The organism is Arcanobacterium ihumii (assembly GCF_900604515.1).
Lineage (GTDB): Bacteria > Actinomycetota > Actinomycetes > Actinomycetales > Actinomycetaceae > Arcanobacterium_A > Arcanobacterium_A ihumii.
In genome coordinates, this window is the sequence record NZ_UWOS01000001.1 from 903,256 (window position 1) to 929,567 (window position 26,312).

24 protein-coding genes and 3 tRNA genes are annotated in these 26,312 nt (G+C 48.8%); 16 read left to right on the forward strand and 11 right to left on the reverse strand.

What is annotated here, in order from left to right; translation table 11 throughout:
- The 8 genes from recF (at position 1) to EIH22_RS04045 (ending at position 7,644) form a co-directional block, all read left to right on the forward strand.
- Positions 1-1,236 carry a DNA replication/repair protein RecF gene (gene recF / locus EIH22_RS04015; protein ID WP_124054488.1) on the forward strand — a complete coding sequence of 412 codons (1,236 nt, stop codon included), beginning with the start codon at positions 1-3 and terminating at the stop codon, positions 1,234-1,236.
- Positions 1,229-1,840: a DUF721 domain-containing protein gene (locus tag EIH22_RS04020; RefSeq protein WP_235001764.1), complete on the forward strand. Its 612-nt coding sequence runs from the start codon at positions 1,229-1,231 to the stop codon at positions 1,838-1,840. The genes recF and EIH22_RS04020 overlap by 8 nt, the downstream gene beginning before the upstream one ends.
- Positions 1,841-2,009: 169 nt before the next feature.
- Positions 2,010-4,070, forward strand: coding sequence for a DNA topoisomerase (ATP-hydrolyzing) subunit B (gene gyrB / locus EIH22_RS04025; RefSeq protein WP_124054489.1), 2,061 nt, complete (start codon positions 2,010-2,012; stop codon positions 4,068-4,070).
- A gap of 53 nt (positions 4,071-4,123) precedes the next feature.
- Positions 4,124-6,706: a DNA gyrase subunit A gene (gene gyrA / locus EIH22_RS04030; RefSeq protein ID WP_124054731.1), complete on the forward strand. Its 2,583-nt coding sequence runs from the start codon at positions 4,124-4,126 to the stop codon at positions 6,704-6,706.
- 65 nt (positions 6,707-6,771) lie between these two features.
- Positions 6,772-7,212, forward strand: coding sequence for a DUF3566 domain-containing protein (locus tag EIH22_RS04035; protein ID WP_235001765.1), 441 nt, complete (start codon positions 6,772-6,774; stop codon positions 7,210-7,212).
- A 104-nt stretch (positions 7,213-7,316) separates the two neighbouring features.
- Positions 7,317-7,390, forward strand: a tRNA-Ile gene (locus EIH22_RS04040).
- A gap of 34 nt (positions 7,391-7,424) precedes the next feature.
- The gene (locus EIH22_RS09040) at positions 7,425-7,547 is read left to right on the forward strand and encodes a hypothetical protein (protein WP_268808214.1); all 123 of its coding nucleotides are present in this window, start codon (positions 7,425-7,427) and stop codon (positions 7,545-7,547) included.
- 24 nt (positions 7,548-7,571) lie between these two features.
- Positions 7,572-7,644, forward strand: a tRNA-Ala gene (locus tag EIH22_RS04045).
- A 119-nt stretch (positions 7,645-7,763) separates the two neighbouring features.
- Here the strand turns inward: EIH22_RS04045 and EIH22_RS04050 are convergent.
- Entirely contained in the window at positions 7,764-8,771 is a 1,008-nt protein-coding gene (locus EIH22_RS04050) for a DUF5692 family protein (RefSeq protein ID WP_124054490.1), read from the reverse strand.
- A 2-nt stretch (positions 8,772-8,773) separates the two neighbouring features.
- Positions 8,774-9,781 (reverse strand): hypothetical protein, encoded by a 1,008-nt coding sequence (locus tag EIH22_RS04055; RefSeq protein WP_200829185.1) that lies wholly within the window; start codon positions 9,779-9,781, stop codon positions 8,774-8,776.
- A gap of 255 nt (positions 9,782-10,036) precedes the next feature.
- Between EIH22_RS04055 and EIH22_RS04060 the strand changes: the two genes are divergently transcribed.
- A complete protein-coding gene (locus EIH22_RS04060) occupies positions 10,037-11,389 on the forward strand; it encodes a DUF5692 family protein (RefSeq protein WP_124054492.1) in 1,353 nt (450 codons plus the stop codon).
- Between the two features lie 113 nt (positions 11,390-11,502).
- Here EIH22_RS04060 and EIH22_RS04065 read toward each other — a convergent pair whose 3' ends face one another.
- Together EIH22_RS04065 and EIH22_RS04070 are read right to left on the reverse strand one after the other, a co-directional pair.
- On the reverse strand, positions 11,503-12,294 hold the full coding sequence (locus EIH22_RS04065; RefSeq protein ID WP_124054493.1) for a CAMP factor family pore-forming toxin: 792 nt from the start codon (positions 12,292-12,294) through the stop codon (positions 11,503-11,505).
- Between the two features lie 290 nt (positions 12,295-12,584).
- The gene (locus tag EIH22_RS04070) at positions 12,585-13,544 is read right to left on the reverse strand and encodes a hypothetical protein (RefSeq protein ID WP_124054494.1); all 960 of its coding nucleotides are present in this window, start codon (positions 13,542-13,544) and stop codon (positions 12,585-12,587) included.
- 125 nt (positions 13,545-13,669) lie between these two features.
- Between EIH22_RS04070 and EIH22_RS04075 the strand changes: the two genes are divergently transcribed.
- Both EIH22_RS04075 and EIH22_RS04080 read left to right on the forward strand, forming a co-directional pair.
- Positions 13,670-14,191, forward strand: a complete 522-nt coding sequence (locus tag EIH22_RS04075) for a peptidylprolyl isomerase (RefSeq protein WP_124054495.1) — start codon at positions 13,670-13,672, stop codon at positions 14,189-14,191.
- Between the two features lie 22 nt (positions 14,192-14,213).
- Positions 14,214-14,843: a rhomboid family intramembrane serine protease gene (locus tag EIH22_RS04080; protein WP_124054496.1), complete on the forward strand. Its 630-nt coding sequence runs from the start codon at positions 14,214-14,216 to the stop codon at positions 14,841-14,843.
- A gap of 355 nt (positions 14,844-15,198) precedes the next feature.
- Here EIH22_RS04080 and EIH22_RS04085 read toward each other — a convergent pair whose 3' ends face one another.
- The gene (locus EIH22_RS04085; protein WP_124054497.1) at positions 15,199-15,474 is read right to left on the reverse strand and encodes a cell division protein CrgA; all 276 of its coding nucleotides are present in this window, start codon (positions 15,472-15,474) and stop codon (positions 15,199-15,201) included.
- 161 nt (positions 15,475-15,635) lie between these two features.
- On the opposite strand from EIH22_RS04085, the gene EIH22_RS04090 reads away from it, so the two are divergent.
- The 3 genes from EIH22_RS04090 to EIH22_RS04100 are packed head-to-tail and all read left to right on the forward strand — an operon-like array spanning position 15,636 to position 17,380.
- Complete coding sequence (locus EIH22_RS04090) at positions 15,636-16,547, forward strand: class E sortase (RefSeq protein WP_235001766.1); 912 nt, start codon at positions 15,636-15,638, stop codon at positions 16,545-16,547.
- A 21-nt stretch (positions 16,548-16,568) separates the two neighbouring features.
- The gene (locus tag EIH22_RS04095) at positions 16,569-16,799 is read left to right on the forward strand and encodes a hypothetical protein (protein ID WP_148086825.1); all 231 of its coding nucleotides are present in this window, start codon (positions 16,569-16,571) and stop codon (positions 16,797-16,799) included.
- Positions 16,799-17,380 (forward strand): anthranilate synthase component II, encoded by a 582-nt coding sequence (locus EIH22_RS04100; protein WP_124054499.1) that lies wholly within the window; start codon positions 16,799-16,801, stop codon positions 17,378-17,380. The genes EIH22_RS04095 and EIH22_RS04100 overlap by 1 nt, the downstream gene beginning before the upstream one ends.
- Before the next feature lie 138 nt (positions 17,381-17,518).
- Here EIH22_RS04100 and pknB read toward each other — a convergent pair whose 3' ends face one another.
- The 6 genes from pknB to EIH22_RS04130 all read right to left on the reverse strand — a co-directional run bounded on the left by pknB (position 17,519) and on the right by EIH22_RS04130 (position 24,946).
- Complete coding sequence (gene pknB / locus EIH22_RS04105) at positions 17,519-19,375, reverse strand: Stk1 family PASTA domain-containing Ser/Thr kinase (protein ID WP_124054500.1); 1,857 nt, start codon at positions 19,373-19,375, stop codon at positions 17,519-17,521.
- 115 nt (positions 19,376-19,490) lie between these two features.
- Entirely contained in the window at positions 19,491-20,927 is a 1,437-nt protein-coding gene (locus EIH22_RS04110; protein ID WP_124054501.1) for a peptidoglycan D,D-transpeptidase FtsI family protein, read from the reverse strand.
- Positions 20,924-22,444, reverse strand: a complete 1,521-nt coding sequence (locus EIH22_RS04115) for an FtsW/RodA/SpoVE family cell cycle protein (RefSeq protein ID WP_124054502.1) — start codon at positions 22,442-22,444, stop codon at positions 20,924-20,926. Before EIH22_RS04115 ends, EIH22_RS04110 begins: the two co-directional genes overlap by 4 nt.
- Positions 22,444-23,757, reverse strand: a complete 1,314-nt coding sequence (locus EIH22_RS04120) for a PP2C family protein-serine/threonine phosphatase (protein ID WP_124054503.1) — start codon at positions 23,755-23,757, stop codon at positions 22,444-22,446. Before EIH22_RS04120 ends, EIH22_RS04115 begins: the two co-directional genes overlap by 1 nt.
- A complete protein-coding gene (locus EIH22_RS04125) occupies positions 23,754-24,251 on the reverse strand; it encodes an FHA domain-containing protein FhaB/FipA (protein ID WP_124054504.1) in 498 nt (165 codons plus the stop codon). The genes EIH22_RS04120 and EIH22_RS04125 overlap by 4 nt, the downstream gene beginning before the upstream one ends.
- A complete protein-coding gene (locus EIH22_RS04130; protein ID WP_124054505.1) occupies positions 24,248-24,946 on the reverse strand; it encodes an FhaA domain-containing protein in 699 nt (232 codons plus the stop codon). Before EIH22_RS04130 ends, EIH22_RS04125 begins: the two co-directional genes overlap by 4 nt.
- Before the next feature lie 232 nt (positions 24,947-25,178).
- Here EIH22_RS04130 and EIH22_RS04135 point away from each other — a divergent pair.
- Together EIH22_RS04135 and EIH22_RS04140 are read left to right on the forward strand one after the other, a co-directional pair.
- Positions 25,179-25,265: transfer RNA gene (locus EIH22_RS04135), tRNA-Leu, on the forward strand.
- 306 nt (positions 25,266-25,571) lie between these two features.
- Positions 25,572-26,246, forward strand: a complete 675-nt coding sequence (locus EIH22_RS04140; RefSeq protein ID WP_124054506.1) for a hypothetical protein — start codon at positions 25,572-25,574, stop codon at positions 26,244-26,246.
- The last annotated feature ends 66 nt before the right edge of the window (positions 26,247-26,312 follow it).

Here is a 26,312-nt window from a genome sequence, read left to right on the forward strand (position 1 = left end):
GTGTATATTTCGGATCTCGCACTCAACGATTTTCGATCGTATGAGCAAGTGGTTTTAAATCTCCAACCAGGGGTGACGGCATTTATCGGGGAAAATGGTCAAGGAAAAACTAACTTGATCGAAGCGATCGGCTACTTGGCAACATTTTCTTCTCATCGAGTTGCAGCTGATCTTGCACTTGTAAAACAAGGGTCCACGGCCGCCGTCGTACGAGCGAAAGTTATGCACGAAGAGTCTCCTACTACGGTTGAACTCGAAATTTTGGCTGGCAAGGCAAATAGAGCGCGAATTAATCGCGGAAATGTTCGCACTAAAGAAATTCTAGGAATTGTTCGAACAGTTCTTTTCGCTCCAGAGGATCTTGAATTGGTTCGTGGAGATCCTGGTGTACGCCGAAATTTCTTGGATTCGCTGATGATTCAGTTCAAACCAAGAACGGCGGGAATCAAGGCAGAATACGAAAAAGTTCTCAAGCAGCGTGCAGCCCTGTTGAAAACAGCGGCGAAGATTCGACGACGTGGCGGAATTTTTGACGAGACCAGCCTTGATATTTGGGATGGTCAACTGGCGAGGCTTGGTGCACAGCTAATTTCGCAGCGTGCCCAAATTGTTCGATTATTGCGTGAGCCGATTGAACAGTACTACCAGGAAGTTTCTGGTGGAAAAGGAATTGCACGAATCGATTACGACGCTAATATCGATAAGCGCATGGAGTGGAAACTTCCACTGGCTGAAAATACCCATACCCAAGAGTCATGTGATTTAATTTTAACTCACGAAAACGATCTTCTGGATGTTGAAAATAACGAAAAAAAACTACTTCAGCTCTTGAAACAGTGGCGTTCGGTTGAAATTGAGCGGGGTGTAAATTTAGTTGGGCCTCATAGAGATGATCTAAGGCTGATTCTTGGAACCCTTCCTGCAAAAGGTTTTGCTTCTCATGGAGAATCCTGGTCGTTTGCTTTGGCTCTGCGTTTGGCTTCGTGGAAAGTAATGCGCGAACAGAGCAATGACATTTGGGCGGGAAAAGATCCAGAACCTATTTTGATTCTTGACGACGTTTTTGCTGAGCTCGATGCGCGCCGCAGACAGCGGTTGGCGACGATCATTGGAGATGCTCAACAGGTCTTTGTTACTGCAGCGGTTGGTGACGACGTTCCAGAAGAACTGGTGAGCTGGAAGTTTTGGGTAGAGTCAGGAAAAGTGACGCCGATAGATGGTGGCGACGATGACTGACGAAGTAATGCCTAAAGATCCAGTATTAGCCGCAAAGCTCGCAGCGGCAGAAAAATTCGGAGATAAACTCCCACTTCAACGGCTCGAAGCAATGCGTCAATACGCGTATAGTCGTGGCTGGGTGCGTGTGAAGATTGCATCGATGGTGTCTTCCGAAGTATTTCAACAGCCTAAAGAACATTTGGGTGAAGAAATTTTCGTTCCTTCTCCCGGACAGGAAGTAGGATCTGGATCGCGGCCTTCGTGGAGAGATCCAAAACCTTTGGGCCTCTTACTCAAGGCAACAATTAAGGAACGTGGTTGGGGTAGCCAGCTTGACGTCGCCGCGGTTGCTGCACAGTGGCCAAAGCTCGTTGGAGAGACGGTTGCGGCGAACTGTGTGGTTGAGTCCTTTGATGACGACGGCGTGCTCGTTCTTCGTACCCGTACAGTTTCTTGGGAAACCCAGATGAAAGCACTTGCTTCAACTCTTGATAAGAGATTGGCTTCGGAATTAGGCGAAGGTGTAGTCAAAAAGATAGAGATTAATGGGCCGCATGTGCGAAGCTGGAAACACGGCCGGCTCTCGGTACAAGGACGCGGACCGCGAGATACCTACGACTAATCGAAAATAGCCGTTAAACACGCTATAATTAATTTGCCCGTCCTATTGGTAGGTACCTACCATTTGAGGGCTCAAATGGATTAGACGGCGTTCTAGCTCCATTTTGAGATATAGGCCACACTTCTTTCGTGTGGTTTGCGCAAACGATGCAACGAGGAGATCTCTAAGCGTGTCTAATGAAGAAGAAAAGCCACAGAACGAGGCGAAGCCCAGCACGCAACCGGCGAACGGATCGTCGTACGGGGCTTCGGATATCACCGTTCTGGAAGGCTTAGAAGCAGTTCGTAAGCGTCCAGGTATGTATATTGGATCAACCGGAGAACGCGGACTACATCATCTTGTTTACGAAGTTGTTGACAACTCAGTTGACGAAGCTCTTGCTGGATACGCGGACGAAATCACTGTAACTCTCCTTGAAAATGGTGGAGTTAAAGTTGTTGATAATGGTCGAGGAATCCCAGTCGATATTCACCCAACCGAAGGCGTTTCGGCAGTTCAGGTTGTTATGACGGTCCTTCATGCCGGTGGAAAATTTGGAAACGGTTCCTACGCTGTATCGGGCGGACTTCACGGCGTCGGCATTTCTGTTGTTAACGCACTTTCTACGCGAATGGACACTGAAGTTCGTCGCGACGGATACGTTTGGCGCATCTCCTACGAAAACGGCGTTCCAGTTGCGCCGCTTGAACAGGGTGAACCTACCGATGAAACTGGAACTACCCAGACCTTCTGGCCAAATGGCGATATCTTCGAAACCACCGAATTCGATTACGAAACGCTACGCAAGCGCTTCCATCAGATGTGTTTCTTGAATAAAGGCCTGCGCATCACCTTGATTGATGAACGACCACAAGCTGTTCAAGAAGGTGACGAAGTTACCGGTGACGAAAAAGGAGTTGAAGATACACCCACCACCGGCTACCACAAAACTTCGTATAAGTACGACGGTGGTCTGCACGATTACGTGAACTACCTGGTACAGACGAAGAAGGTGGAGCGTGTTCATCCAGAACCAATCTACTTCGAAGCCGAAGATAAAGAGAAAAAGATTTCGGTTGAAATTGCGATGCAATGGACGAGTGCCTATTCGGAGGCTCTGCACACGTTTGCAAATACGATTAATACCACCGAAGGCGGAACCCACGAAGAAGGTTTTCGCACTGCTCTGACCTCGATCATTAACAAGTACGCTCGCGATAAAAACCTCTTAAAGGAAAAGGATCCTAATCTTTCAGGAGAAGATATTCGTGAAGGACTTACCGCCGTTATCTCCGTTAAACTGGGTGAACCTCAGTTCGAAGGACAGACGAAAACCAAGCTTGGAAATACTGAAGCACGAACCTTTGTTCAGCAGCAAACCTACGCATACCTCACCGACTGGCTCGATATGCATCCGTCAGAAGGTAAGGAAATTATTCGTAAAGCTTCGCAGGCTTATTCAGCTCGTCTAGCTGCACGTAAGGCTCGTGAAGCAACTCGCCGAAAGTCCGTTCTTGAATCGGCAGCTATGCCTGGAAAGCTCAAGGATTGTACATCGCGAAATCCAGAAGAATGTGAAATCTTCATTGTGGAGGGTGATTCCGCAGGTGGTTCTGCGGTCAACGGTCGTGATCCTAAGCACCAAGCGATCATGCCAATCCGTGGAAAGATCTTGAACGTAGAAAAGGCACGCCTAGATCGTGCGCTTTCCTCTGACTCGATTCAGGGTCTTATTACGGCCTTTGGTACCGGCGTCGGCGACGAATTCGACATCAACAAATTGCGTTACCACAAGATCGTATTCATGGCTGATGCGGATGTGGATGGTCAGCACATTGCCACTTTGCTCCTTACGTTGGTCTACCGCTACATGCGTCCTTTGATCGAAGGAGGCTTTGTTTACTTGGCAATGCCGCCGCTCTACCGAATCAAGTGGTCGAACTCTACACATGATTACGTTTTTTCCGATAAGGAGCGTGACGAGGTTCTTGCCGCCGGTCTTGCCGCTGGAAAGAAACTTCCAAAGGCCGAGGGCCAAGGAATTCAGCGCTACAAAGGTTTAGGCGAAATGAACGATTCAGAGTTGTGGGAGACCACCATGGATCCAGAAACTCGCACATTAAAGCAGGTTTCGATCGGCGAAGCTGCTGCAACCGATGAAACCTTCTCTATCCTCATGGGTGAAGATGTAGTTTCACGCCGAAGCTTTATCCAGCGCAACGCTCATGACGTTCGCTTCCTCGATATCTAAGGGTTACCGTGAGTAAAGAAAACGAAAACAACGAATCAACATACAACCACGGAATGATTAAAGAGGTTGATCTCCAGAAAGAAATGGAGACTTCCTACCTCGACTATGCGATGTCGGTGATCGTCGGACGTGCACTTCCGGACGTTCGTGACGGTATGAAGCCAGTTCATCGCCGCGTAATTTACGCAATGTGGGATGGTGGCTACCGCCCGGATTCTTCGTTCTCCAAGTCGGTCAAAATTGTTGGAGACGTAATGGGTCACTTCCACCCACATGGTGATGCTGCGATTTACGACACGATGGTTCGTATGGTTCAGCCTTGGAACCTGCGTTACCCACTTGTAGCTGGTCAAGGAAACTTCGGAACTGCCGGTGATCTTGGTGCTGCAGCTCCACGTTATACGGAAGCTCGTATGGCTCCGCTTGCAGTGGAGATGGTTCGTGATATTCACGAAGACACAGTAGATTTCGAGCCGAACTTTGACGGATCCGTTCAAGAACCAGTTGTCTTGACTTCTCGTTTCCCGAACCTCTTGGTTAATGGATCTGAAGGTATTGCGGTGGGAATGGCTACGCGCATTCCTCCACACAACCTCCGCGAAGTTGCTTCAGGTGTGCAGTGGTATTTAGAGAACCCTGAGGCGACGCGTGACGAGCTCCTTGCTCAGCTTCTTCTTCGCATCAAGGGACCGGACTTCCCAACGGGGGCTATGATTCTTGGCACCCGTGGTATCGAAGAAATGTACCGCACCGGTCACGGTTCGATTACCCAGCGTGCGGTGGTTGAGGTTGATGAAATCAACGGCCGTCAGTGCTTGGTAGTTACCGATTTGCCTTACCAGGTGAATCCTGATCGCCTCTTGGACAAGATGGTGGAAGGAATCAAGGATGGACGCCTCCCTGGAATCGCCGATATTCGCGACGAATCCTCTGGCCGTGCTGGTCAGCGAATCGTTATCGTTCTTAAGCGCGACGCCGTGGCAAAGGTGGTTCTTAACAACCTCTACAAGCACACCCAGCTCCAGAACAACTTCCCAGCGAACATGCTTGCACTGGTTGACGGAGTTCCGCGTACGCTTTCCCTCGATGGATTCGTGTTCCATTGGGTACAGCATCAGATGGATGTTATTCAGCGCCGTACCGCATTCCGGCTACGTAAGACTGAAGAGCGTCTGATGATCCTTGAGGGTCTTGCAAAGGCTCTCGATCAACTTGATGCTGTTATTGCGCTTATCCGAGCTTCTCAAACACCTGACGAGGCACGAAAAGGCTTGATGGAACTCCTGGACATTAACGAAGTCCAGGCAGATCATATCCTTTCCATGCAGCTACGCCGGTTGGCAGCTCTGGAACGTCAAAAGATCCTTGACGAGAAGGCAGAAAAGGAAGCGCTGTGCGAAGAATATCGTGACATCCTCGCTAAGCCTGCACGTCAGCGTGAGATTGTTTCCAACGAGCTCCAAGAGATCGTAGATCGTTTCGGCGACGATCGCCGCACTACGATTCTTCCTTTCGATGGCGAGATGACCGTTGAGGACCTCATTCCTGAAGAGGACGTCGTTGTAACAATTACGCGCTCAGGTTTTGTTAAGCGCACCAAGGTGAGCGAATACCGTGCTCAGCACCGTGGTGGTAAGGGAATTAAGGGTACGACGCTACGTGGCGACGACGTCGTCGAACATTTCGGAATCGCCTCCACTCACGATTGGCACCTTTTCTTCACGAATATGGGACGCGTGTACCGAATCAAGGGTTACGAACTTCCTGAGGGTTCGCGTGAATCGAAGGGGCAGCATATTGCAAACCTTCTAGCGTTCCAACCAGGGGAAACTATTGCTTCTGCAATTACCCTACGCAATTACGACCAGGCAGAATACCTAATTCTTGCAACGGAAGAGGGCTTGGTTAAGAAGACGAAGCTCACGGACTATGATTCGACTCGTACCGGCGGCTTAATTGCAATTAAGCTGCGCGAACGTGAAGATGGTACGACGGATCAGGTTGTGTCTGCTCGCCTTGTGAACGAAGGCGAAGATCTTCTGTTGGTATCGCGCAATGGACAGTCACTTCGCTTCACCGCGACGGATGAGGCTTTGCGTCCAACTGGACGTTCGACGTCGGGCGTTACCGGAATGAAATTCCGTGAAGACGACAAACTCTTAACCATGGATGTTGTTCGCGACGACGCTGAAGTCTTTATCGTAACCGAGGGCGGATTTGCTAAGCGAACCTCTGTAAATGAATATCGGACCCAGGGACGCTCTGGAATTGGTATTAAGGTTGCGAACCTTGTTGAAGCTCGTGGGCAGCTGGTTGGCGCATTAATAACTCAGCCAGGTGACGAAGTTATGGTGATTATGCAGTCCGGCAAGGTTGTAAGGTCTTCCGTGGACGAAGTGAACTTGACGGGTAGAAATACGCAGGGTGTTAAGTTTGCGCGCCCGGATAAGAACGATTCAATTATTGCAATTGCGCTTAACCTCGAAGCGGCTAGTGAAGAGGAGATCGAAGAAGCGGCTGAGACTGAATCTGGACCTGAATCCGCAACTGCAGGTGAGCTTAAAACTGAGGAAAAATTCGGCGACGTTCAAAATGACGCAGGAAATCACCAAACGGACGATAGTATTAGCGAGTAAAGATACTCGGAAAGCTACGACGCTACTAGGCGAGAGCTTGGAGCACGGCAAAACGGAGAAATAATATGACAGCTTCGACTAATGAAACCGCTAAAGAACCTGCGGTAAAACCGACACCAGCGGAAAAAAAGACGAAGAAGACCGTAGGTATTCGCAAGGTTCATATGACGATCTCGCGAGTTGATCCGTGGTCGGCGTTGAAGATTTCCTTCCTTGTTTCGGTTGCGATTGGCATCATGCTTATTGTTGCATCCATCGTGTTGTGGCTGGTTTTTGATGCAATGCACGTGTGGGCGGGTATCGAAGATCTGCTTACTACCTTGAATTCAGAGCAACTCCTGAAACTAGGGCAGTTCCTTGAATTTGGACGTTTGATTCCGTTCTCCGTTGTTGTAGCGGTTATCGAGGTCGTGCTGATGACGGCACTGGGTACATTGATGGCTCTGATCTTTAATGTGATTGCGGTGCTGGTTGGAGGGTTACACGTAACGGTTACCGATGAGTAATCTAAAATGTGAGCTGCATTGCTAACAGGGCATTCGAATTTGGAAATTCGTGTTGAAATGAGTTAATCTTATTCGGCACCGTTAATGGTGCAGCACCTCAAAAAGGGCCTATAGCTCAGTCGGTTAGAGCGCCACACTGATAATGTGGAGGTCGATGGTTCGAGTCCATCTAGGCCCACTGCTTCGGGAAAGAAGAAATTCGAGGAGTTACGATGAAAAAGGTAATCGGTTGGATTGCTGTTGGAGTCGTTAGCTACGCGATTTTCCTCAAAGCCTCGGAAGTTGCCCAATGCCAAGGGATTTGGCATCAGGTAGCAGATAAGGTAGAGTCCTAAAAGCAAGATACCTCTGGTATCAGAGGGGCTTTGGCGCAATTGGTAGCGCACCTGCTTTGCAAGCAGGGGGTTACGGGTTCGAGTCCCGTAAGCTCCACAATTGAGAAGGAGAGCGACTTTCGTCGTTCTCCTTCTTTTTATTTTTAATTGGGCGGTCAACAAAACTTGTTGACCGCCCTCTGCGTGAAATTACCGTTTCTTGTAATCAGCTCTCTTTCACAAGCCGAACTCCGCGCGAGTCTTTCCTATACCAGCAGCGATACGTTCCCGATCGGCGTCGGAAGCATGAACAGCAGCGATTGCCATACTCTCGCGCGAATCGACATATACCTCTTGGGTGAAGGGGTTACGCTTCTTCGTAGCGACCATCTTAACGTGGTAGATGAATACAGCTATGTTGATAACCAATGCCAAGAAAGAAACGATGAAGAGCGCCGTCGGATTGTGAGCCGAGCGGTGCGCGAACATCGAATCGTGCATAAAGTGAGGGAAGGTTAGAACGATCGCGGACCAGAAGGTTAGTGTGTATGCGCGGTACTGGATCCACGCGCCTTTTCCTACTGCCATGAACGCTGGAATTGTGCAGGAGAGTAACAGCGCAACGCCTGAATACCAAGCACGGTCTGCGAGGCAGTTATAGACGTAGGCGAAGTTCCATACGTCGTAGGCGATGATCCAGGCGACGGTAAGGTCGCCCCAGATGATCTGCTTGTTCTTTCCTTTGGCGATGTAGATTCCAACCCAACCTGAGATCATGAGGAAGTTCAGGATTCCAGCGATGCCGTTCATGATGTTCCATGGACCACCCCAAGTCACCATATTGTTCGAAGGATCTACACCTTCAATGAAATAACACTGGAAATCGCGGATGACAGCCTCGAGGATGTTAACCGAGAGGATGAGCGGCGGAATGCACAGGTACCAGTACTTCGTGCGAAGCTTCGGGAAATACTGCAGTGCTACCAGGGAAAGCGAACCAAGGAGGGCAGAGTACTGCTTGACGATCGGGAACCATCCCGCTGAGCTCGTACCTTGCGTTGAATACGGCCACCAGAAGATCGTAAGTGCCACCGGGATAACAATAAATACGGCGATCGCAACCCATTTGCTTCTAATAGCAAGCCATGCTGTGATGGCAAGACCAGCAATGACAGCAAAGAGCATTACATAATCCCACCATTGGCCCACTTCGAAAAAGAAGAGAGTTGGGTAGTTGGGAGTCATGACTACTTACCCTCCGATGTCTTCTTACCCCAGTTCTTCAGGTACGTCTTTTCCTTCTTTTGACGGATTTGCTCGTCCCATGAGAACTCTGGCTCTTCCCAGCTGTCGAAGTAGTGTTCGTCGACGACGTCGGCCCAAGGAGTGCCAGGACCGGTTGGTGGCCATTCAGTGTTTTCAGTTACTGGAGGGCGAACCTCGTTACATGCAGGATCTTGGCGACCGTAGCGTAACCATACGTTGTGAGTATCTTCGTAGAGTTCAGTGCCGTCGTAGCGACCAGCTGGTGTACCGAATCCGAAGACCTTGCCGCCGAGCACTGCGCGCTTGATGCGTGCTTGGATCTGTGGTTTCTTACGGAACTCCACAACTCGCTTGATGTAGATGTTCTGGAGATGAGCCATACAACCACCGATGAGTTCGATGTTGACCCAGTTGATGGACGCTGCGATGCCGTTATCTGGTTCAAAACCGATTCTCCAGTGATTGATCAGGCGGCAACGCTCACCCTTAAGTGGAACGACGTAGAAACACCATGCGGCGGCGTAGTGCTTCATTCCAGGGTACCGGAAAGCAAAGGAACCAGGTGCTTTTGGTGGATGCTTGGTATCGACCCATTGGGACACATACTTACCAGGAACGATATCAGTCCATTCCATCGACATGCCCGTATAGTCGAAACCTGCGATGTCGCCTGGTTGCATTGCATCTGGTCCCTGCCAGTGTTCTTGGATTTCGTAGGAGTTGTAAAATGGTAGGCGAGCAAAGTTACGCTCGAGGAACTCCGAAGAATATGAACCAGCCTTATCGCAGCCAATCTGCTTGAGGTGGCGGTAAACCGCGTACGCTGGTGCGTCAATATCGATGGCGTAGGTAGACGAGCGACCATTATCGTAGCAGCGATCGATCAAGTCGTCCGACGGATAAACCCAATCATTTTCCTCTTTGGTAGCTTTTCCGGACAGTTGGCTAAATGAGAACATCCCAGTGAGGCCAAGCGCTCCTCCAGCCATTGCTAACTTCGCGATAGTGTGGAGTTTGGCTTGTTTGTGTGGTTTAGACATTTTGTCCCCTAATGAAAGTACAGTAACAATTTCCGTCTCCTTCTTTGGAAGCGGTGTTACTTTCTATTCGTCATTGAATTACAATTAGTTTATTGTAGCTCAAGTTTCAAGGTGTTTTACAGGACTTTTGAAAAAAGAGCACGCACTTTATACAAAACTACGAAAACGTCAATATAATGTTTTCTCTACATCGGAGGAAGAACGATGGGGTTCTTATGGGAAGTAGGATCTGGCTGGGTTTATGTGTGCTGGATCGTAGTATTCCTTTTACAAATGCTCGTTGCCGAAATAAATCGACGTTGGATATGGACGGCATTCGCACTTTGGACGGTTGGTGGAATTCTGATTACACCGTATGTGATCGTCCACGGTGTTCCAATGGTTGGTTGGTTTCCATTTGGGAAATTCGTCATTATGGTTGCCACCGCAACGATGACGGCGTTCTTGCTGGCTTGGGGGAAACGGAACCCTACGAAGGCTCACAGGTACGCAATCTGGCTGGGAGTGGCACTGTGGATAGGATTGGCGGTGAACATCACCGAAGCCAATATCCGTGATATCACGATTTTCTTTGAAGCGGATAAATACCAGGCCTGCGCAGCTAGCGCACAGTGTTTGAAAGATATCGACGCCGCACGTTCGATTTCAATGATTGCAGGACTTCCAGAAACTCGTGGTGTTAGTGCTGCGGTTATGTCTGATGGATGGTATGAAGCTGTTGCTGCTAACTTTGCAGTCAAGGGAATCGGTATTGATCCAGCAACTGGTTTCCGAACAATCGGTGGCTACTGGAACTTGCTAACTGCTGCTGCAGGTTTCTTGAATATCGCTACCATTACCGGACTTGGAAAAATTTATATTACTTCCCCAGGAAAGGCGAAGATTCGTGGACTTATCTGGGTTGATATGGCGTGGCCGTGGGTTATTGCCTATGATCTCTGGAATCATGCATTCCTTTATAACGCACTAGCTGATTACACTTGGTACTGTACGCTTGCATTGCTGCTTGCTTGTACAGTTCCAGCATTTACTTGGGCAAAGGGCCAATGGATTTGGTTCCGCTGCTTTACCCTCATGTTCTGGATTGCTGCGAATAACATCCTCCCAGAGCTCCTCGTTCAGCCAAGCGTGATGACGAACTACTCAACGATGAACCCAGTGGCAAATATTGTTTGTGCTTGGGCGGCATTCTTGTTCAATATCTGGCTCTTTGTGTACTGGCTCATGAAGATCATGAAGTTCCATCGCAACCCGCTTACAAACTGCCTCTTCTTCGAATTGGGTGCGTTCCGTCGCGTCATGAAGCTTCATGCCGATGATCGCGATAAATATTTCGTAACTGACATGATCAAGGAGACTCCAGCTGAGCTCGGCTTCGAGCCAAAGAGCACTACGCCGTCTGTTAATGGATTTGTAGGATGGATGCCTTGGTGGAAGCAAGATAAGCGTTATCCTAAGCTAAGAACCCCGTTATCTGCAGATCCGAAACTTGTAGAAAAGGGAATTTTCTCTGATCCTAAATGGGATGTTGGGAAAGCGCGATTGGAAAACTTTTAATTCTACAAGAGGAAGTTTCGCGGAGGATATTCTTCCAAAGACCACAAACTAACGGTGGGCTACCAATATCAATTGGTAGCCCACGACATTACTTAGACGAAAGTAAGTTTGTTTTACTTGTTTGGAGCAGCCATAGCCTTTGCATAAGCGGCGTTTAAGGTAGCAACTTCATCGCGAACATTTTGAACGGTTGAAGCTGGGTTTAGTGAAACTCCTACTGCATGGGTGATGGCTTTATTGAGCTCGCTGTAGACCGCATAACCTTTCTTTCCAAGGATGTTCTTGTCTCGGTTAATACGGGTCTGCCAAATATCTTTGCGGAGCTCGTGCTTGACGTAAACGGTTGCAACGTCACCTGGAGTAAGGTCTGGGTAGGTACTTACCCGAGCCAAGGTGTCGGTAAGGTTCTTCTCCGACTCCTTGAGCTGATCCTCGGTAGCGGTCAAATTAATAACGCGAAGAACAGCCTTCGTCACTGCAAATCCAACTTCAACGTGAGCTGCTTGAACCTTGTTCTGAAGGGTGTTTACCGAGGTATCAATGGTGATGCCGATTTGGGTAATAAGTGTGATTCGTTCGAAAACTGCTGGATGGAAAGCAGCAAAGTCACCAGAGATGATTGCTTCAACTTCCTTACGAAGTTCTGCTGCTGTTTTGACAAGATCCAAGATTTCTTTGCTCCAATTTGCTTTTGGAACATCTTTGTTAGCTTCCTGGATCTTGTTCATTGCGGCATCGAGCTCTGCTAACTTCTCTTTTGCCATCGCTGTTTCGGTGCTGTTATAGGTGGAGACAGCTGAGGTGGCAGCTGCGTCCGGAGTGGAATCCTGTTGAATTAATCCAACACCCACGGTTGGCATCATCAATGAAGTGGCGAGAGCCAATGATACGCCGGGATTCTTCATCTTAGTCTCCTCAAATATTTGAATTTAGTTAGTACGAGATGTACTAACTAATGTGAGTGTATGTCCGATTGGTTGGAATTTGAAGAAAGAGAGCAATTGTCCACTATTTAATACATTTTACCTTTCAAGTATTGAGTGGGTTTATATGGAGTTTTCCGCTATATGAAAAAGAAAGGTTGTGGAGCCCCTCTTTTTCAGGGGCTCCACAACCTATTCTTTATTGAAAGTGCTTGTCTTAAGGGTTACACTAATAAGTTAGGTCTCCCTCAGAAGGATTCAAGACAATTCAATTACTCAGTAGCCTTACTTGCTTCTTTTTCAATTTTCTCGACATCTTGATCAAGACCGGTAGAAAGTTGAGCGTCATCTTCGAATTCTTTGTTTTCTTTTGTAGCAGGGGTTTCGTTGCCTGCTCCTGACGCAGAATCTGTTACAGCTCCTGACGTTGCACGATTGGCTGCATGCTTTGCTTTGGTAGCACCTTCAGCAACTTTCTGCTTCAACCCTTCAGCGGCATCCGCAACCGAGTCGCGTAGCGTCGGCCCATCTGAAGAAACTGCAACGTCTTCCCAATAAGCTTCTGCCCATGGATCTTCGACTGGCTGGCTACGCTTCCAGAAATAATATCCAACAGATGCAACTGAGCCAACTACCAACGTGGTGATAAAGCACTTCTTGCGCTTAGCCTTACGCTTTTGCTTCTTCTGAGTCTTTAGTAGTTCTTTTTGAGCTTTCATAGCTTCTTTCTTAGCCGATTCTGCTGCAATCCGAGCTTTCTTCTTAAGTTCTTCGGAGTTGGCTTTAACATCGTCTAAGGTCGCACTCGCTGCACCAACAACCATAGGAATGTACTCAGAACGCACCTTGTCCGATGCATCCTCAACATATGGACGAATCTTGTCTGCGGCGTCTTCTACGTATGGACGTGCCTTATTTGCAGCATCGTGAGCGGCGTCGTTAACGCGCTGTGCGGTTTCTTGAGCTACCGGTGCGAGGCGCTTTCCGGCGTCTTCAATACGTGGACCAGCCCAAGCGCGGAACTTACGGCTTGCCTCTTTTGCGTCGTCAAGAAGATCGGAAACAACTTCTTGGGTTGCGTCCTTAACCTCAAGCACGTCGCGCTTTGCTTTCTTCTTATTCTTGCAATGGATAATCGACATACTGCCACCTCCAGGCATCTCGGACGACTCCGGAGAGGAGACGTCGTGTCGAATGATCAAACCGAACCGATGATCGATATAGTCAATCATTACATTTAATAGTCATTCTTTCAGGAAAGTTTACATGTTGCAGATAAATTAAGCTCATAGCAAGGACTTTCCACAGAAAATGATTGAATTCTTGCTCTGTGCCATGGGTATGTGAAAATAGAGATATGAAAGCAACACTACATACAAACATGGGCGATATTGCCGTTGACCTTTACCCAGAATACGCACCAGAAACGGTTGCAAACTTCACCGAACTAGCAACCGGAAAGCGTGAATGGGCAGATCCTCGTACCGGCGAACGTGTGTCACATCCGCTCTACGACGGCGTAATCTTCCACCGTGTTATTGACGGTTTCATGATTCAGGGTGGGGATCCGCTTGGCACAGGTACCGGTGGTCCGGGATACACCTTCGACGATGAAATCTCTTCTGAAGTAAACTTTACCGAACCATACATGCTTGCAATGGCTAACGCTGGAACTCGCATGGGGCGTGGAACTAACGGTTCGCAGTTCTTCATCACTGTTGCGCCAACTACTTGGTTGCAGGGTAAACACACTATTTTCGGTAAGGTTGTAGATGCTGATTCCCAAGCAGTTGTGGACAAGATTGCCACCACTCCAACCGGAGCAATGGATCGTCCAGTAGAAGACGTCGTGATCGAAAGTATCACCGTAACCGAGTGACCTTTAGGTTATAGTTTCAACTATGACGAATTTTTCGGACGCCACATCTAGCAACTTTACTCCTCGCGAACCTAACGCAGGACGTATACATCAGATGTGGCGTTCCTCGTCTCACCCCATTACCACCGTATTAATCGTAATTTGTGTACTGTTTGCGGTGATCGACTTTGTTTTCCCAGAATTCGGATACGCACTACTTTTCTTTCCCCCACTTGCGGGCGTTGAGCCCTATCGTTTCTTAACTTCCGCATTCCTGCATTCGGGTGTTTTTCACCTTCTTTTTAATATGTATGCCCTGTGGTTGCTTGGCTTGGCGCTTGAAGTAACCCTTGGTAAGTGGCGTTATCTTGGTCTTTTCCTCTTTAGTGCGATTGCCGGTAATGCAGCGGTCTACGTTTATGCTTGGCTAACCGGCTATTGGACAATCGCCGCCGTGGGTGCTTCCGGTGCCGTTTTTGGTCTATTTGGAGCTATGCTGCTCCTTGTCCGAGGCTCGTCGAACTTTCGTGGAATCCTTGTTTTGCTGGGTATCAACCTAGCAATGGGGTTTGTGGTTCCAAACATCTCCTGGGAATCGCACGTAGGTGGTCTGCTTGGAGGGCTCCTTTTCACTCTAATTTTTTGTTCCGGAAAACTTCCACAGCGTTCGTGATAACTCACCGCCCGTGTTGTGTATAAGGGTTTACCCAAAGCATCGCAAAATTCCCACAAAACCAACAGAAAAGCTCTCTCATCTGCGGAACTACACTGATGTAATTCTCCACAGGTTAACCACAATTGTGGAAAACTACATTGATGTAATTTAAGAATGTGTAGTTTTGTGTAGTGAATTCCGTGAAGAATTTTGATTTCCTCATAGGACAGCTAGAAGCAAAAATAAGGAATAGCAATAAACAGATACAACAAGGGGAACACGAAGGGCATATAAAGAAGGAGGGGAAGGCGAAGCCTTCCCCTCCTTCTTTATATGAAAAGAAAAGTGAAAACCTTAAAAGCTTCGTGAAGGTTTACTTCCACCCCATCGTCATTAGGAATCCAATCAGCATGAGCCCGATTCCGATGAAGAGGTTATAGTTACCATTGCTGAAGAACGGGAAAGGATATCCACCATTTGTTACGTAGGCGGTGACAACAATAATCAGGCCGATGATCGCAAGTGTAACCATAAGTGGCGCATACCACCGAGGTGAGTGCTGATCGACTTTCTCTACCTTCTTGCTTGAAGTGCGTGCCTTTGTAGCTTCGCGGTCAACGACCTTACGGCGCTTCTTTGATTCAGGCATGACGTTCCTTATCTTCTACGATATTTCCACACTAAGACTATCTATTTCTGCGCCAAAAACGAAATACTTAACAAGTTTTCCACCTTTTGATTTTAGCGTTCTTATAAATATGCTCCCAGAGTTTAGAATAGTGGCAGAAGGTGCTGATTGAAAGAGGCTAAGTGGGTAGACATTCATCATTCAAGAACAGTGGGATTGACGAACTATTTGACGATTCGCGTAACCAAGTTACACGAGACGGTACAGTTGCATCTTCCCCCGGATATATTGGCAACGATGCCCAGAGCCTCTCGAGCAATGAACAGGACTCGCCAGAAAAGAAAAAGCGTAAAAAAGGTGGCGGCTGGTTGAGTTGCTTCTTTGGCGTTTTGGGTGAACTACTCATTACCGTTGGAGTGGTGATCGGTCTGTTCATTGTGTGGCAGATTTGGTGGACGAACGTCGAAGCAACTGCTTCTATCAACAGCGAAGTGGACAAAATCCACAGCCAATTTGGTGATGTTCCTCAGAAAATTGGCCAACCACAAACTGGTGAGCCACCAATCATCTCCCCAAACAAAACTGAAGGTGCAACACTCGCCGTTATCCATATTCCGGCATTTGGCTACGATCATGCAACACCAATTAAAGAAGGTGTTTCGAACAAAGTGTTGAATACCGGCGCATTTGGGCATTATCCAACAACGGCACTTCCAGGAGAAGTTGGAAACTTCTCCACGGCAGTTCACCGTGAAATTTACGGAGCTCGAATGCTTCATGTAGATACCTTGGAGGAAGGGACTCCAATCGTGGTGGAAACCCCCGATGCTTGGCTGGTTTTCAAGATGGTTAACCATGAACTTGTTGACCCTGCTGATACTTACGTGATTGCACCCGATCCTTTTGTGGCTGGTGAAGCTGTGCGAACGGGGAAAGAAATTCCGAATATAAAACCGACCCGTCGTCTTCTTACCATTACAACGTGCCATCCGCCGATGGTTTCTAACCAACGTTGGATCGTACATGCGGAATTTGATCACTGGGTTAAGCGTTCGGATGGTATGCCACAAGAGCTTATTGATCCAGACCAGTGAAAAATGATTACGTTCACAACGATGATTGATTCATCTAAGCAACAGACAAATAAATCAGCATTGCAACGTGACTTCAGAAATAGCGAGGAAAAAAATATGTATGCAGCACTGTGGCGTAAACTACCTGGACCAACGTGGTTGAAAATCATCGAAGCACTGGTGCTTTTCGTTGCGGTAGTGGCGATTCTTTTCATGTTTGTATTCCCATGGGTCGTTGAAAATACTAACTTGATTGATAACACGGTGGGATAATGGCAAGAATTCTGGTTGTCGATAACTATGATTCTTTCGTTTATACGCTCGTTGATTACTTGCGGCAGCTAGGTGCGGATGTCGATGTAGTAAGAAATGACGCGGTGGATCTTTCGGACGTTGTTTTGTATGACGGCGTCTTAATCTCTCCGGGACCGGGGATGCCAGCTGATGCCGGGATGTCACCAGAAGTGATTCGACTCTGCGGTGAAAAAGAAATACCTATGCTCGGCGTCTGCCTAGGACACCAGGCGCTCGCGGAAGTTTTCGGTGGAGTAGTTTCGCACGCTCCCGAACTGATGCACGGAAAAGTATCGCAGATCGTCCATAGTGATTCTGTACTAATGGACGGCCTAGATAATCCACTTACGGTTACGCGCTACCACTCGCTAGCTGTAGAGCCTGAATCATTACCTGAGGAATTGATAGCGACTGCTCATACTACCAATGGAATCATCATGGCATTGAAGCATCGTTCAAAGCCGCTCTTCGGCGTTCAATTCCACCCTGAATCAGTGCTGACTCAAGGTGGATTAGAGATGCTTAAGAGCTGGTTTAACATCGCCAAGACCAACGCTTAGTTGCTGATTTTAATTCAGCGATCCCTTGCCGTAAAAGTTAGATATTACATTCCTAAACTATAGGTGGGGAGCTCAACTCTGGGATTGTATCGCCAATGAGTTGAGCTCCCCACCTATATAAGAGATCTCAGATAACAGCTACTTGCCGTTACCTGTTCCACTACCGCCGGTGTTAGGAGTAGATGGCGGATCTGTTGGAGTTGTAGGCTTGGTTGGATCAGTTGGAGTGGATGGAGGCGTTGGTGCTGGACCGTCAGACACTTTCAAAGTAATTCGTGCGGTTGAATCAATTAACCCTGCCAGTGGCGACTGCTCAATGATGGTACCCTTTGGCTGGTCATTGGTTACGTGCTCAATGTTGAACTGGAGTTGCAAGGCAGAGAGCGTATTCTGTGCGTCCTCTTGGGTCTTACCGATAAGCTTTGGTAGTTCAACTTTTCCAGAAGATACATAAAGATGAACGGCACTTCCCTTCGGAACTGTGCTCCCAGCACTTGGTTCGGTGTCAATGACGATACCCTTTTGCATTCCTGCTTGATTTACTGTTTCAACACTTCCAACACTCAGACCAAGTTTCTCGAGTTCAGCACGTGCTTGTTCCTCCGTCATTTTTCCGGTGTTGAGAGCAGGCACAGTAACGGAATTAGGACCAGCAGAAAAATGTACGGTCACTCGGGTACCTTTTTCAACGGAAGTTCCAACTGCGGGATCAGAGGAAATGAAGCGACCAGATGGAATCTTATCGTCGTTGATAGGATCGCCAAGTACGAATTTCAGCCCTACACCTTCGATCGTCTTTCGTGCCTCTGCTTGATCCATATTTGCAAGATCTGGAACATCAACCTTCACTACCACGGGTTCGGTTTTTTCTGGAGTTCCCTGCTGTAGCAAAGCATAGGAAATTCCACCGATTGCTAAGAGAGCAAGTAGAATACCAAGCCAAATCAACCACTTCTTAGACTTCTTTTTAGATTCGTCTTCGGCATTGACTGGAGAAATACCGGTCTGGGTGTGAGACATCGGTGCAGTTCCACCCGCTGGCATATAGGCAGGGGCAACCGCAGTTGCTTCTGCGGCTCGGGTTGGAGTCGGAACAACTCGGGTTTGCCAAGTGTCCACATCAGGAGCTAAAACCGCTCCGCCACGAGCGGCGCGAAGCAACTCTGAACGCATCTCAGCTGCGTCCTGATAACGATCTTCGCGCTTCTTGGCCAACGACTTCATAACAACGCGATCAATGGTATCTGGAATATCAGGTGCGATTTGAGAAGCCGGCTTCGGGGTCTCAGAAACATGCTGATATGCCACAGCAACGGCGGAATCACCTTGGAATGGAGGCTTTCCTGTCAAAAGCTCATAAAGGAGGCATCCCGTCGAGTAAAGATCTGAACGAGTGTCAACGACTTCACCACGTGCCTGCTCAGGTGAAAGATACTGAGCAGTGCCAACAACAGAATTCGTTGACGTCATGGTAGCGGCGGAATCGGCGATAGCTCGCGCAATTCCGAAATCCATCACCTTAACCTTGCCATCTTGGGTCATCATAATGTTTCCAGGCTTGATATCGCGATGAATAATACCCTCTTGGTGCGAATACTCAAGCGCGGAAAGAACGCCGGCAGCGATCTGAACTGCTTCGTCAATTGGCAGCGCTTGTCCGTTTGAAAGCAACTTAGCTACGGTGCTACCACGAACGTATTCCATAACAATGTATGGCAATGCGAGAGACCGTCCCGACGCCGTCGTCACATGTTCTTCGGAGGTATCGTAGACGGCAACGATCGCTGGGTGGTTGAGTGCCGCAGCGGATTGAGCCTCGCGACGGAAGCGTGCGAGAAAGGTGGGATCAGCTGCGAGGTCAGCACGAAGGACCTTGATAGCGACGGTTCGTGACAGGCGAGTGTCATATCCGATATGCACTTGTGCCATACCGCCGCGACCGATGAGGTCACCCACTTCATATCGTCCACCGAGGATGCGTGGAATATCCGTCATTGTTTCGCGCTCCTGTATGCGTCTAGATAACTATCTTTGTTAATACTGCTTGTTGAATAAGCAAAAGGGTAGCTAGGAATGGTTGCAATTCCATTACAAAAAATATTTATGCTGGTCATTTCCCTATAACCGCCTTAATAACGTCGCGAGCAACCGGAGCCGCCGCAGAGTTTCCGTAGCCCCCGTTTTCGACGAAAACAGCCACGGCCACTTTCGACGAATTGTTGGCATCAAATCCGATGAACCACGAATGAGCATCGCGTCCGCCACCGACCTGTGCGGTCCCGGTCTTTCCGGCAACCGAGACACCGTTGATTCGTGCGCTGGTTCCCGTGCCTTTTTCAACGACGTCGACCATCATCGATGCGAGGTGACTAGCGGTTTCCTTCGAAATAGGGTTGCCGAATTCTTCCGGCTTAGTTTCAGAAATCGTCTCAAGGTCAGGCGAAAGAATCTGATCGACTAAATAAGGCTTCATCTCGATTCCGTGATTCGCAACCGTGGCAGCCACCATTGCCATCTGAATAGGGCTAGCCAAAACATCGCGCTGGCCAAAAGCGTCCATTGCGAGGGTTGGTTTGTCCTTAGCAATCGGCAAAACGGATGGTCGCACGAATAAAGGAATAGAAAGGTCCTTGTGGAATCCGAAGCTCTCGGCAGTCTGCGTAAGTTTTTCAGCCCCAAGGTTCACCCCTGCGATGGCGAATGTGGTGTTGCACGATTCTACGAAAGCGGTGCGTAAAGAGCTCTTACCAGAACCATCGCCACAGTTTCCTTCGTTATTACGGATTTCAGACGAAGTTCCGGGTGGAGTCCAGGTGGTTGGAGAATCAACAACCGAATCCGGGTTCATTCCGTTTTCGATCATCGCTGCTGCCGTAACAACCTTAAACACCGATCCTGGCGAGTAGAGATCGCCACCGAGTGCACGGTTAAGAAACGGCTTATTTTCTGCTTCTTGGAGGCTGGTCCATGCATTCTTTGCCTGCTCACGATTGTGAGTTGCGATCAAATTAGGATCGAAAGAAGGCTTGGAAACCAGTGCCAAGATCTTTCCAGTGCTGGGTTCAATGGCCACCACTGCGCCACGTCGATTTCCCAGACCATCTGAGGCTGCTTTTTGAGCTACTGGGTTGATGGTGAGCGAAACGCCCCCGCCTTGAGGTTGCCGGCCGGTGAAGAGGTCTTGGATTCGCGATGCGGCCAAGGATGAATCAGAACCACCAAGTACAGGGTTTTCGGAGCGCTCGATACCAGTCATTGAATTGTGAGCGATCGAGAAAAAACCGGTGATGTGAGCGTAGAGATCACCGTTCGGATACTTCCGAAGGAATTGGTAGGCATCGTCAATAGGTTCAGACTGCGCAATAGGTTGACCAGCGACGATGACCGGACCACGGTTAGTTCCATACTCACGATAGAGGGTGCGTACATTTCGTGAATCCGCGTTGAGCTCGGGCGCCTTAAAGAACTGAATGTACGTCACGGCTAGCATGAGCGTAACGAACATAATCGCGACGACGGTCGAAAGTTTCCGTAGAGGTGGATTCATAGCTTTACCACCTCGGTTAGCTGGGAGTCGTCGTCAGGGTCAGAATCGTTCTTCGTGAAAGAGCCGTGGGATGATGCTGCTGCGTGTACGTGCGAATCGGTATCGGCGTCGTCGTCCAAAAGTTCGCGTAGGTCAGCGGTGTCTATTGCGGAGAGAGGCGTCGAAACCGTAGCAACGGGACGGCGTGCATCGTCGGACATTCTGATCAGGATGCCGATGATGATCCAGTTAGCAAGAAGTGCAGATCCACCGAGAGCCAAGAAGGGCATTGCTAGACCGGTGAGCGGAATGACGCGGGTGACGCCGCCAACTACTACGAAACACTGGAGAGAGACGGCAAAGCCGAAGCCCGCTGCAAGGAGTTTGCCGAAACCGTCGCGTAGATGAATTCCGGTGCTGAAGGCTCGGAAAACGAGGATTAAATAGAGCGAGAGTAAGGCCAAGAGGCCGATCATTCCGAGTTCTTCGCCGAACGAAGGGATAATGAAGTCGGAGTTAGAAGCGTAGGACTTGGTCGGGAAGCCACGACCCCAGCCAGTGCCAAAAAGCCCGCCGGAAGCCATCCCGAAAAGTCCTTGTACCAGCTGGTATGAACCGTAGGTTTGGTCGTAGACCTCGGCATCAAGTGCGTGAAGCCAAACTGTGAAACGTGCCTGAATATGTGGCATGAGCTGGACTATTACATAGATGCCCACGGTTGAGAGTAGACCGCCGATGATCAGCCAAGAAACTCGTTCGGTTGCTACGTAGAGCATTGCCACAAAGAGTCCGAAGAAGAGCAGGGCGGTTCCGAAATCTTTTTCAAGGGCAAGAATTGCTAAACTAGCAGCCCAGGCAACTAAGATCGGTGCAAAATGGCGCAGTTGAGGAAGCTGAATTCCCAGTACTTTCCTTCCTGCGAGGGCAAGGTTATCGCGTTGAGAAATCAGGTATCCTGCGAAGAATATTACGAAGGCGATTTTGGCTAATTCTGCAGGCTGGAAAGAAAATCCGGCGATCCGAATCCACAGTCGAGCTCCGTTGATCTGTTTGCCGATAACGGGAAACAGTGGAAGGAGTAGCAGGGTAATTCCGGCAAGTAACGAAGTGTAGGTGTATTTACGTAATTTTCTATGGTCACGAACAAGAACCACCGCTCCGAGCATCAGCAGAACACCGACGATAGAAAGGATAAGTTGGCTTTCTACCTCGGTACTTCCTGTTGATTTCACTAAGGTTGTATCGATGCGGTGAATCATCACTAAACCTAGACCGTTTAGAGCAACGGCAACCGGAAAGAGCACTGGATCTGCCCAGGGCGCTAACTTTCGAATTGTAAAATGAGTTGCGAGTACGATTGTGCCCAAAAGTACGGTGAGGAAAAAGAAACTATCAGGGATAACCTGAATATCTTTCGAAGGTGAGACGCCGATGGTCACCAAAATCCAAGCAAGAAGCGGAAGCGCAAAGGCTATAAGGAGTAAGCCGAACTCTTGGAGTCGACCTGTTCGTGCTGGATGCTGGCTAATGACGCTCATTAATTACCCCCTGTGCTGGGAGGCTGTGGAGCAGGTTGTGTTCCAGGAGTTGGCTGCACAGTTGGGGGTGTAGTACTTGGCTGTGTCGAATCGTTGGGGTGAATATCCGCGGTTTTTGCACGCTGTTCACTGAGGTTTTCCACCAGGTCACGCGCCGATCTAAGCGAAGATCGTGTGATAGGCGTCTTCAAACGCTGTTGCACAACTTCGGTGAGGTCGTTGATTCGAACGTTGGTTCGCTCTTCAAGTGAATTCAAAGTCAGTGGACCGATGTTTTGTGGAATCCCCTTGTAAATCCCAATATTTTCTCCGGCAGGAGCAACGAAGTACTGGGTCTGAGTCCAAGCGTAAGCAGCCGTTGTGCCGATACCTAGTGCGGCCAGGATTCCGATCAACGCGGCAATTCGTGCTACCGGCTTACGTCGCCGAGGTTCTTCTTCGACTTCTTCAGGAGAATCAGCTGAAGGTACAAGCTGTGCTGCCTGTTCTGCCGAAGACGTTCCTGCCGCCGGTTGTTCAACTTGTTTTTGTGCCGCTGCACCAACGACGATTGCCCCACGGTCAAAATCACGTAGGTTATCAACCTCAACAGTGGCGAAGACGTCCGCAATCACTACGGTGACGTTGTCGGGGGCGCCACCAGCGAGCGAAAGATCAATCAGGTGCTGGGCGCATTCATCAATATCGCTGTGTTCGATCAAAGTTTGGGTAATCGTGTCTTTAGAGACGACCCCGAATAGGCCGTCCGAACATAGTAACCAGCGGTCGCCTGGTACAGCTTCACGAATCGATTCATCGAATTCAAGATCGCCCGGGTTATCTCCCAACGCCCGCATAATCACGTTGCGCTTGGGGTGATTCTCCGCTTCTTCCGGGGTGATTTCCCCGTGATCTACGAGGTATTGGACGAGGGTGTGGTCCCTAGTGACCTGGGTAAGAACGCCTTCGCGTAACAGATAGGCGCGTGAATCACCGATGTGGACCATCGCCAGCTTGTTGTTCGAGCGTAGAAGGCTAATACAGGTGGTTCCAAGCCCTGCGAGGTTGGGGTTATCGACGGCGCGCTGAATCAATTCGTCATGAGCGGCAGCAAGTGCATTTCGCAAGGTGGGGAGTAGATCGTCTACCGGATGAACGTCGTCGATCTCTGAAAGATGTGCGACTGTGACCGACGAGGCTACGTCACCCGCAGCTGCACCGCCCATTCCGTCTGCCAAAACCAAAAGATTTGGTGAAGCATAGCCCGAATCTTGGTTGTTTTTGCGAACTAATCCGGTATTAGAAAAGGCGGTATAACGTAGCTGGATCGTCATGAGTGAAGCTCCATTACAGTTTTACCAATGGTGATGGGCGTTCCAAGGTTGAGGAGCGCTGGGTGGTGAATTCGTTCTTGACCAACCCATGTTCCGTTCGTCGAGTTGAGATCCTCGACGTAGTAATAACCCGAGTCGTAGTAAATGCGAGCGTGGCGGGACGATGCGTAACCATCGTCAAGAACCAGGGCTGAGTCAGGTGAACGCCCAATCAGCAAAGTTCCTGTTCCGAGTGGTAACGCCGTACCTGTCAGTGGACCTTGGGTAACAACAAGTTTGAGTTGAGGTGCTGCCGGTTTTTCCTCTCCGAGGGTACGTCCTTGAGGAGAAGGGGTGGTGTTTTTGGCCCGGTTCGTTTTCTTCCTAGCCAGACGACGGTCGGTCACGGTGGTACCGAAGACGTCGTTACGAATTGTAATCAGTAAGAACAGGATGAAGAGCCACAGGAGTAAGAGAAAACCAAAGCGAAGGAGAGTGATGAAGAGAGTGCTCATTGACCCTCCGGCGACGTCCAGAACATAATCTTTGTTCGTCCGATCGTTATGGTGTTTCCGTCAACAAGTGTTGCAGCACTGATGCGATGACCTTCGACGAAGGAACCGTTCGTAGTTCCAAGGTCTTTTGCGATCACGCCGCCAGGGGTGATCCGTAGCTCGAGATGTTTGCGTGAGACTCCCGAATCGTTAACTGTGATATCGCAGGAGGATCCGCGGCCAATCGTCGTCAGTGCGCCGGTCAGGACGTAGCGGTCGTCGCCGATCTCAAGGATTGGGTTTTGGGCTGAAGCATCTGAAGCTGTAGCGGGAGCAACAGCTCCTCGTTTTGATGTTCCACGAACTGAAATTTTTCCGCGAGTGAGGTTCGGATTCTTAGTAAAATTAATGGTGATTGGACCAAGGAAAGTGTAGCGCTGTTCTTGTGCGTGTTGCTTAGCTACTTCGACGAGCTCTCCGATGAGTTCGTCTTCGCCCCACTCGGAAATTTTTGAAAAATCGGCAGGTGACAGGCTGATAAGGAAATCATTTGGAACTACGGTGCGGTCACGTGTAATCGAGGCAACTCGATCGTCCATTGACTTTTTGATTCCCGATGCGAGTTCAACGGGTTTTAGATCCGAATGAAAGGCGCGTGAAAACATATTGTCGACGGCGTTCTCAACGCTACGTTCGATTTTATCGAATGCACCCATTCATAGCTCCTATCTTTACTACCCCTATGCCATATCTTATCCTGCGTATCTGAAAAGCATAGATACTCAAAGATTACTTTGTTTTTAGGCTCTGTGGTATCTCATGCTCTGCTGTTTATGCATTCTGGTGCGGAGAATCACCACTTTGTTCTATTTATCTACTTGGACAAGGTATATGAGGGAGTGTAAGCTGATCGTTGCTGTACTGATGATTTTTGTCAGTTCAACACTCGCTCGAGTGGCGGAATAGGCAGACGCGCACGGTTCAGGTCCGTGTGCCCGCAAGGGCGTGGGGGTTCAACTCCCCCCTCGAGCACCAGATTTTATGATACGTGCAGTTCTTGGGAGATAAGTCCCGAATTTTATGGAGGTTTTTCTTCCTTTTTTATCAAAAGCTTCCTGAACTGCGGAAACGTCTTACTGAGAATATTTTTCATATTTATCAAAACTTACCAGCGTTTGTTTACTGGCTGTGTTGTTGAATATTCTATAAACGTAAAAGTTGATAATTCAACAATTCTACAGTGGGTTTGATAAGGGCTAACGCATAGAGCGGAGAAAAGACCGGAAAGCGGAGTCGATATCACGCCCGTAGCAACGAAATAATCGTGATAGGAAAAATATTATGGCTGCCAAAATTTATAAAACGCTCGCTATCATTTTCGGAGTAGTGCTTATTGTTATTGGTGCTGGTGCAAGCTTCGGTGGAAAGTACGCACACTCATTCGTTAATGATCAGCTTGGCGCACAAGAAATCTCAATGCCGGACAAGGAAGCACTTGATGGACAGCTTAAGGGTGGACGTCTTACTCAGGAAGATGTTGATGCTCTTTCAGGATTTGTTGGTGAAAAGATGACCACTGGTCCACAGGCTCAAGCGTTTGCTGATCACTACATCGCTGCTCATATGAGGGCTGCTGCAAAGGGAGCCAAGGTTGCAGATGATAAGGCAACCTTCGAAGGAATTGGTGAACTCGTTAACGAAGAGAAGGCAAAGCTTGCCAAGGAGATCAAGTCAGCAAACCCAACCGTTGACGATAAGGCAATCGACGCTCTTGTAAACAAGGAAATTGCCAACAAAGCTTCGACCAACGAAACTGCTCAGAAGATTGCTAAGCTTACGGACCTTCGCATGAACACCTTCCTCAATGGCAACTCACTTCGTGGAATGCTCTTGAATGCTTATGGATGGTACCTAGTAGGCACCATTGCACTCTATGCGGGAATCGCCCTCATTATTGTTGGTGCGCTTCTTGTTATTGGTGGCATTGCTGTTAAGCCAAAGAAGCTTAATGTCTAGTCCTGAGGTAAAAACTATGTTTGACGATTGTAGTTCGTTTGCCCAGCAGTAAGGATGGACGACGCG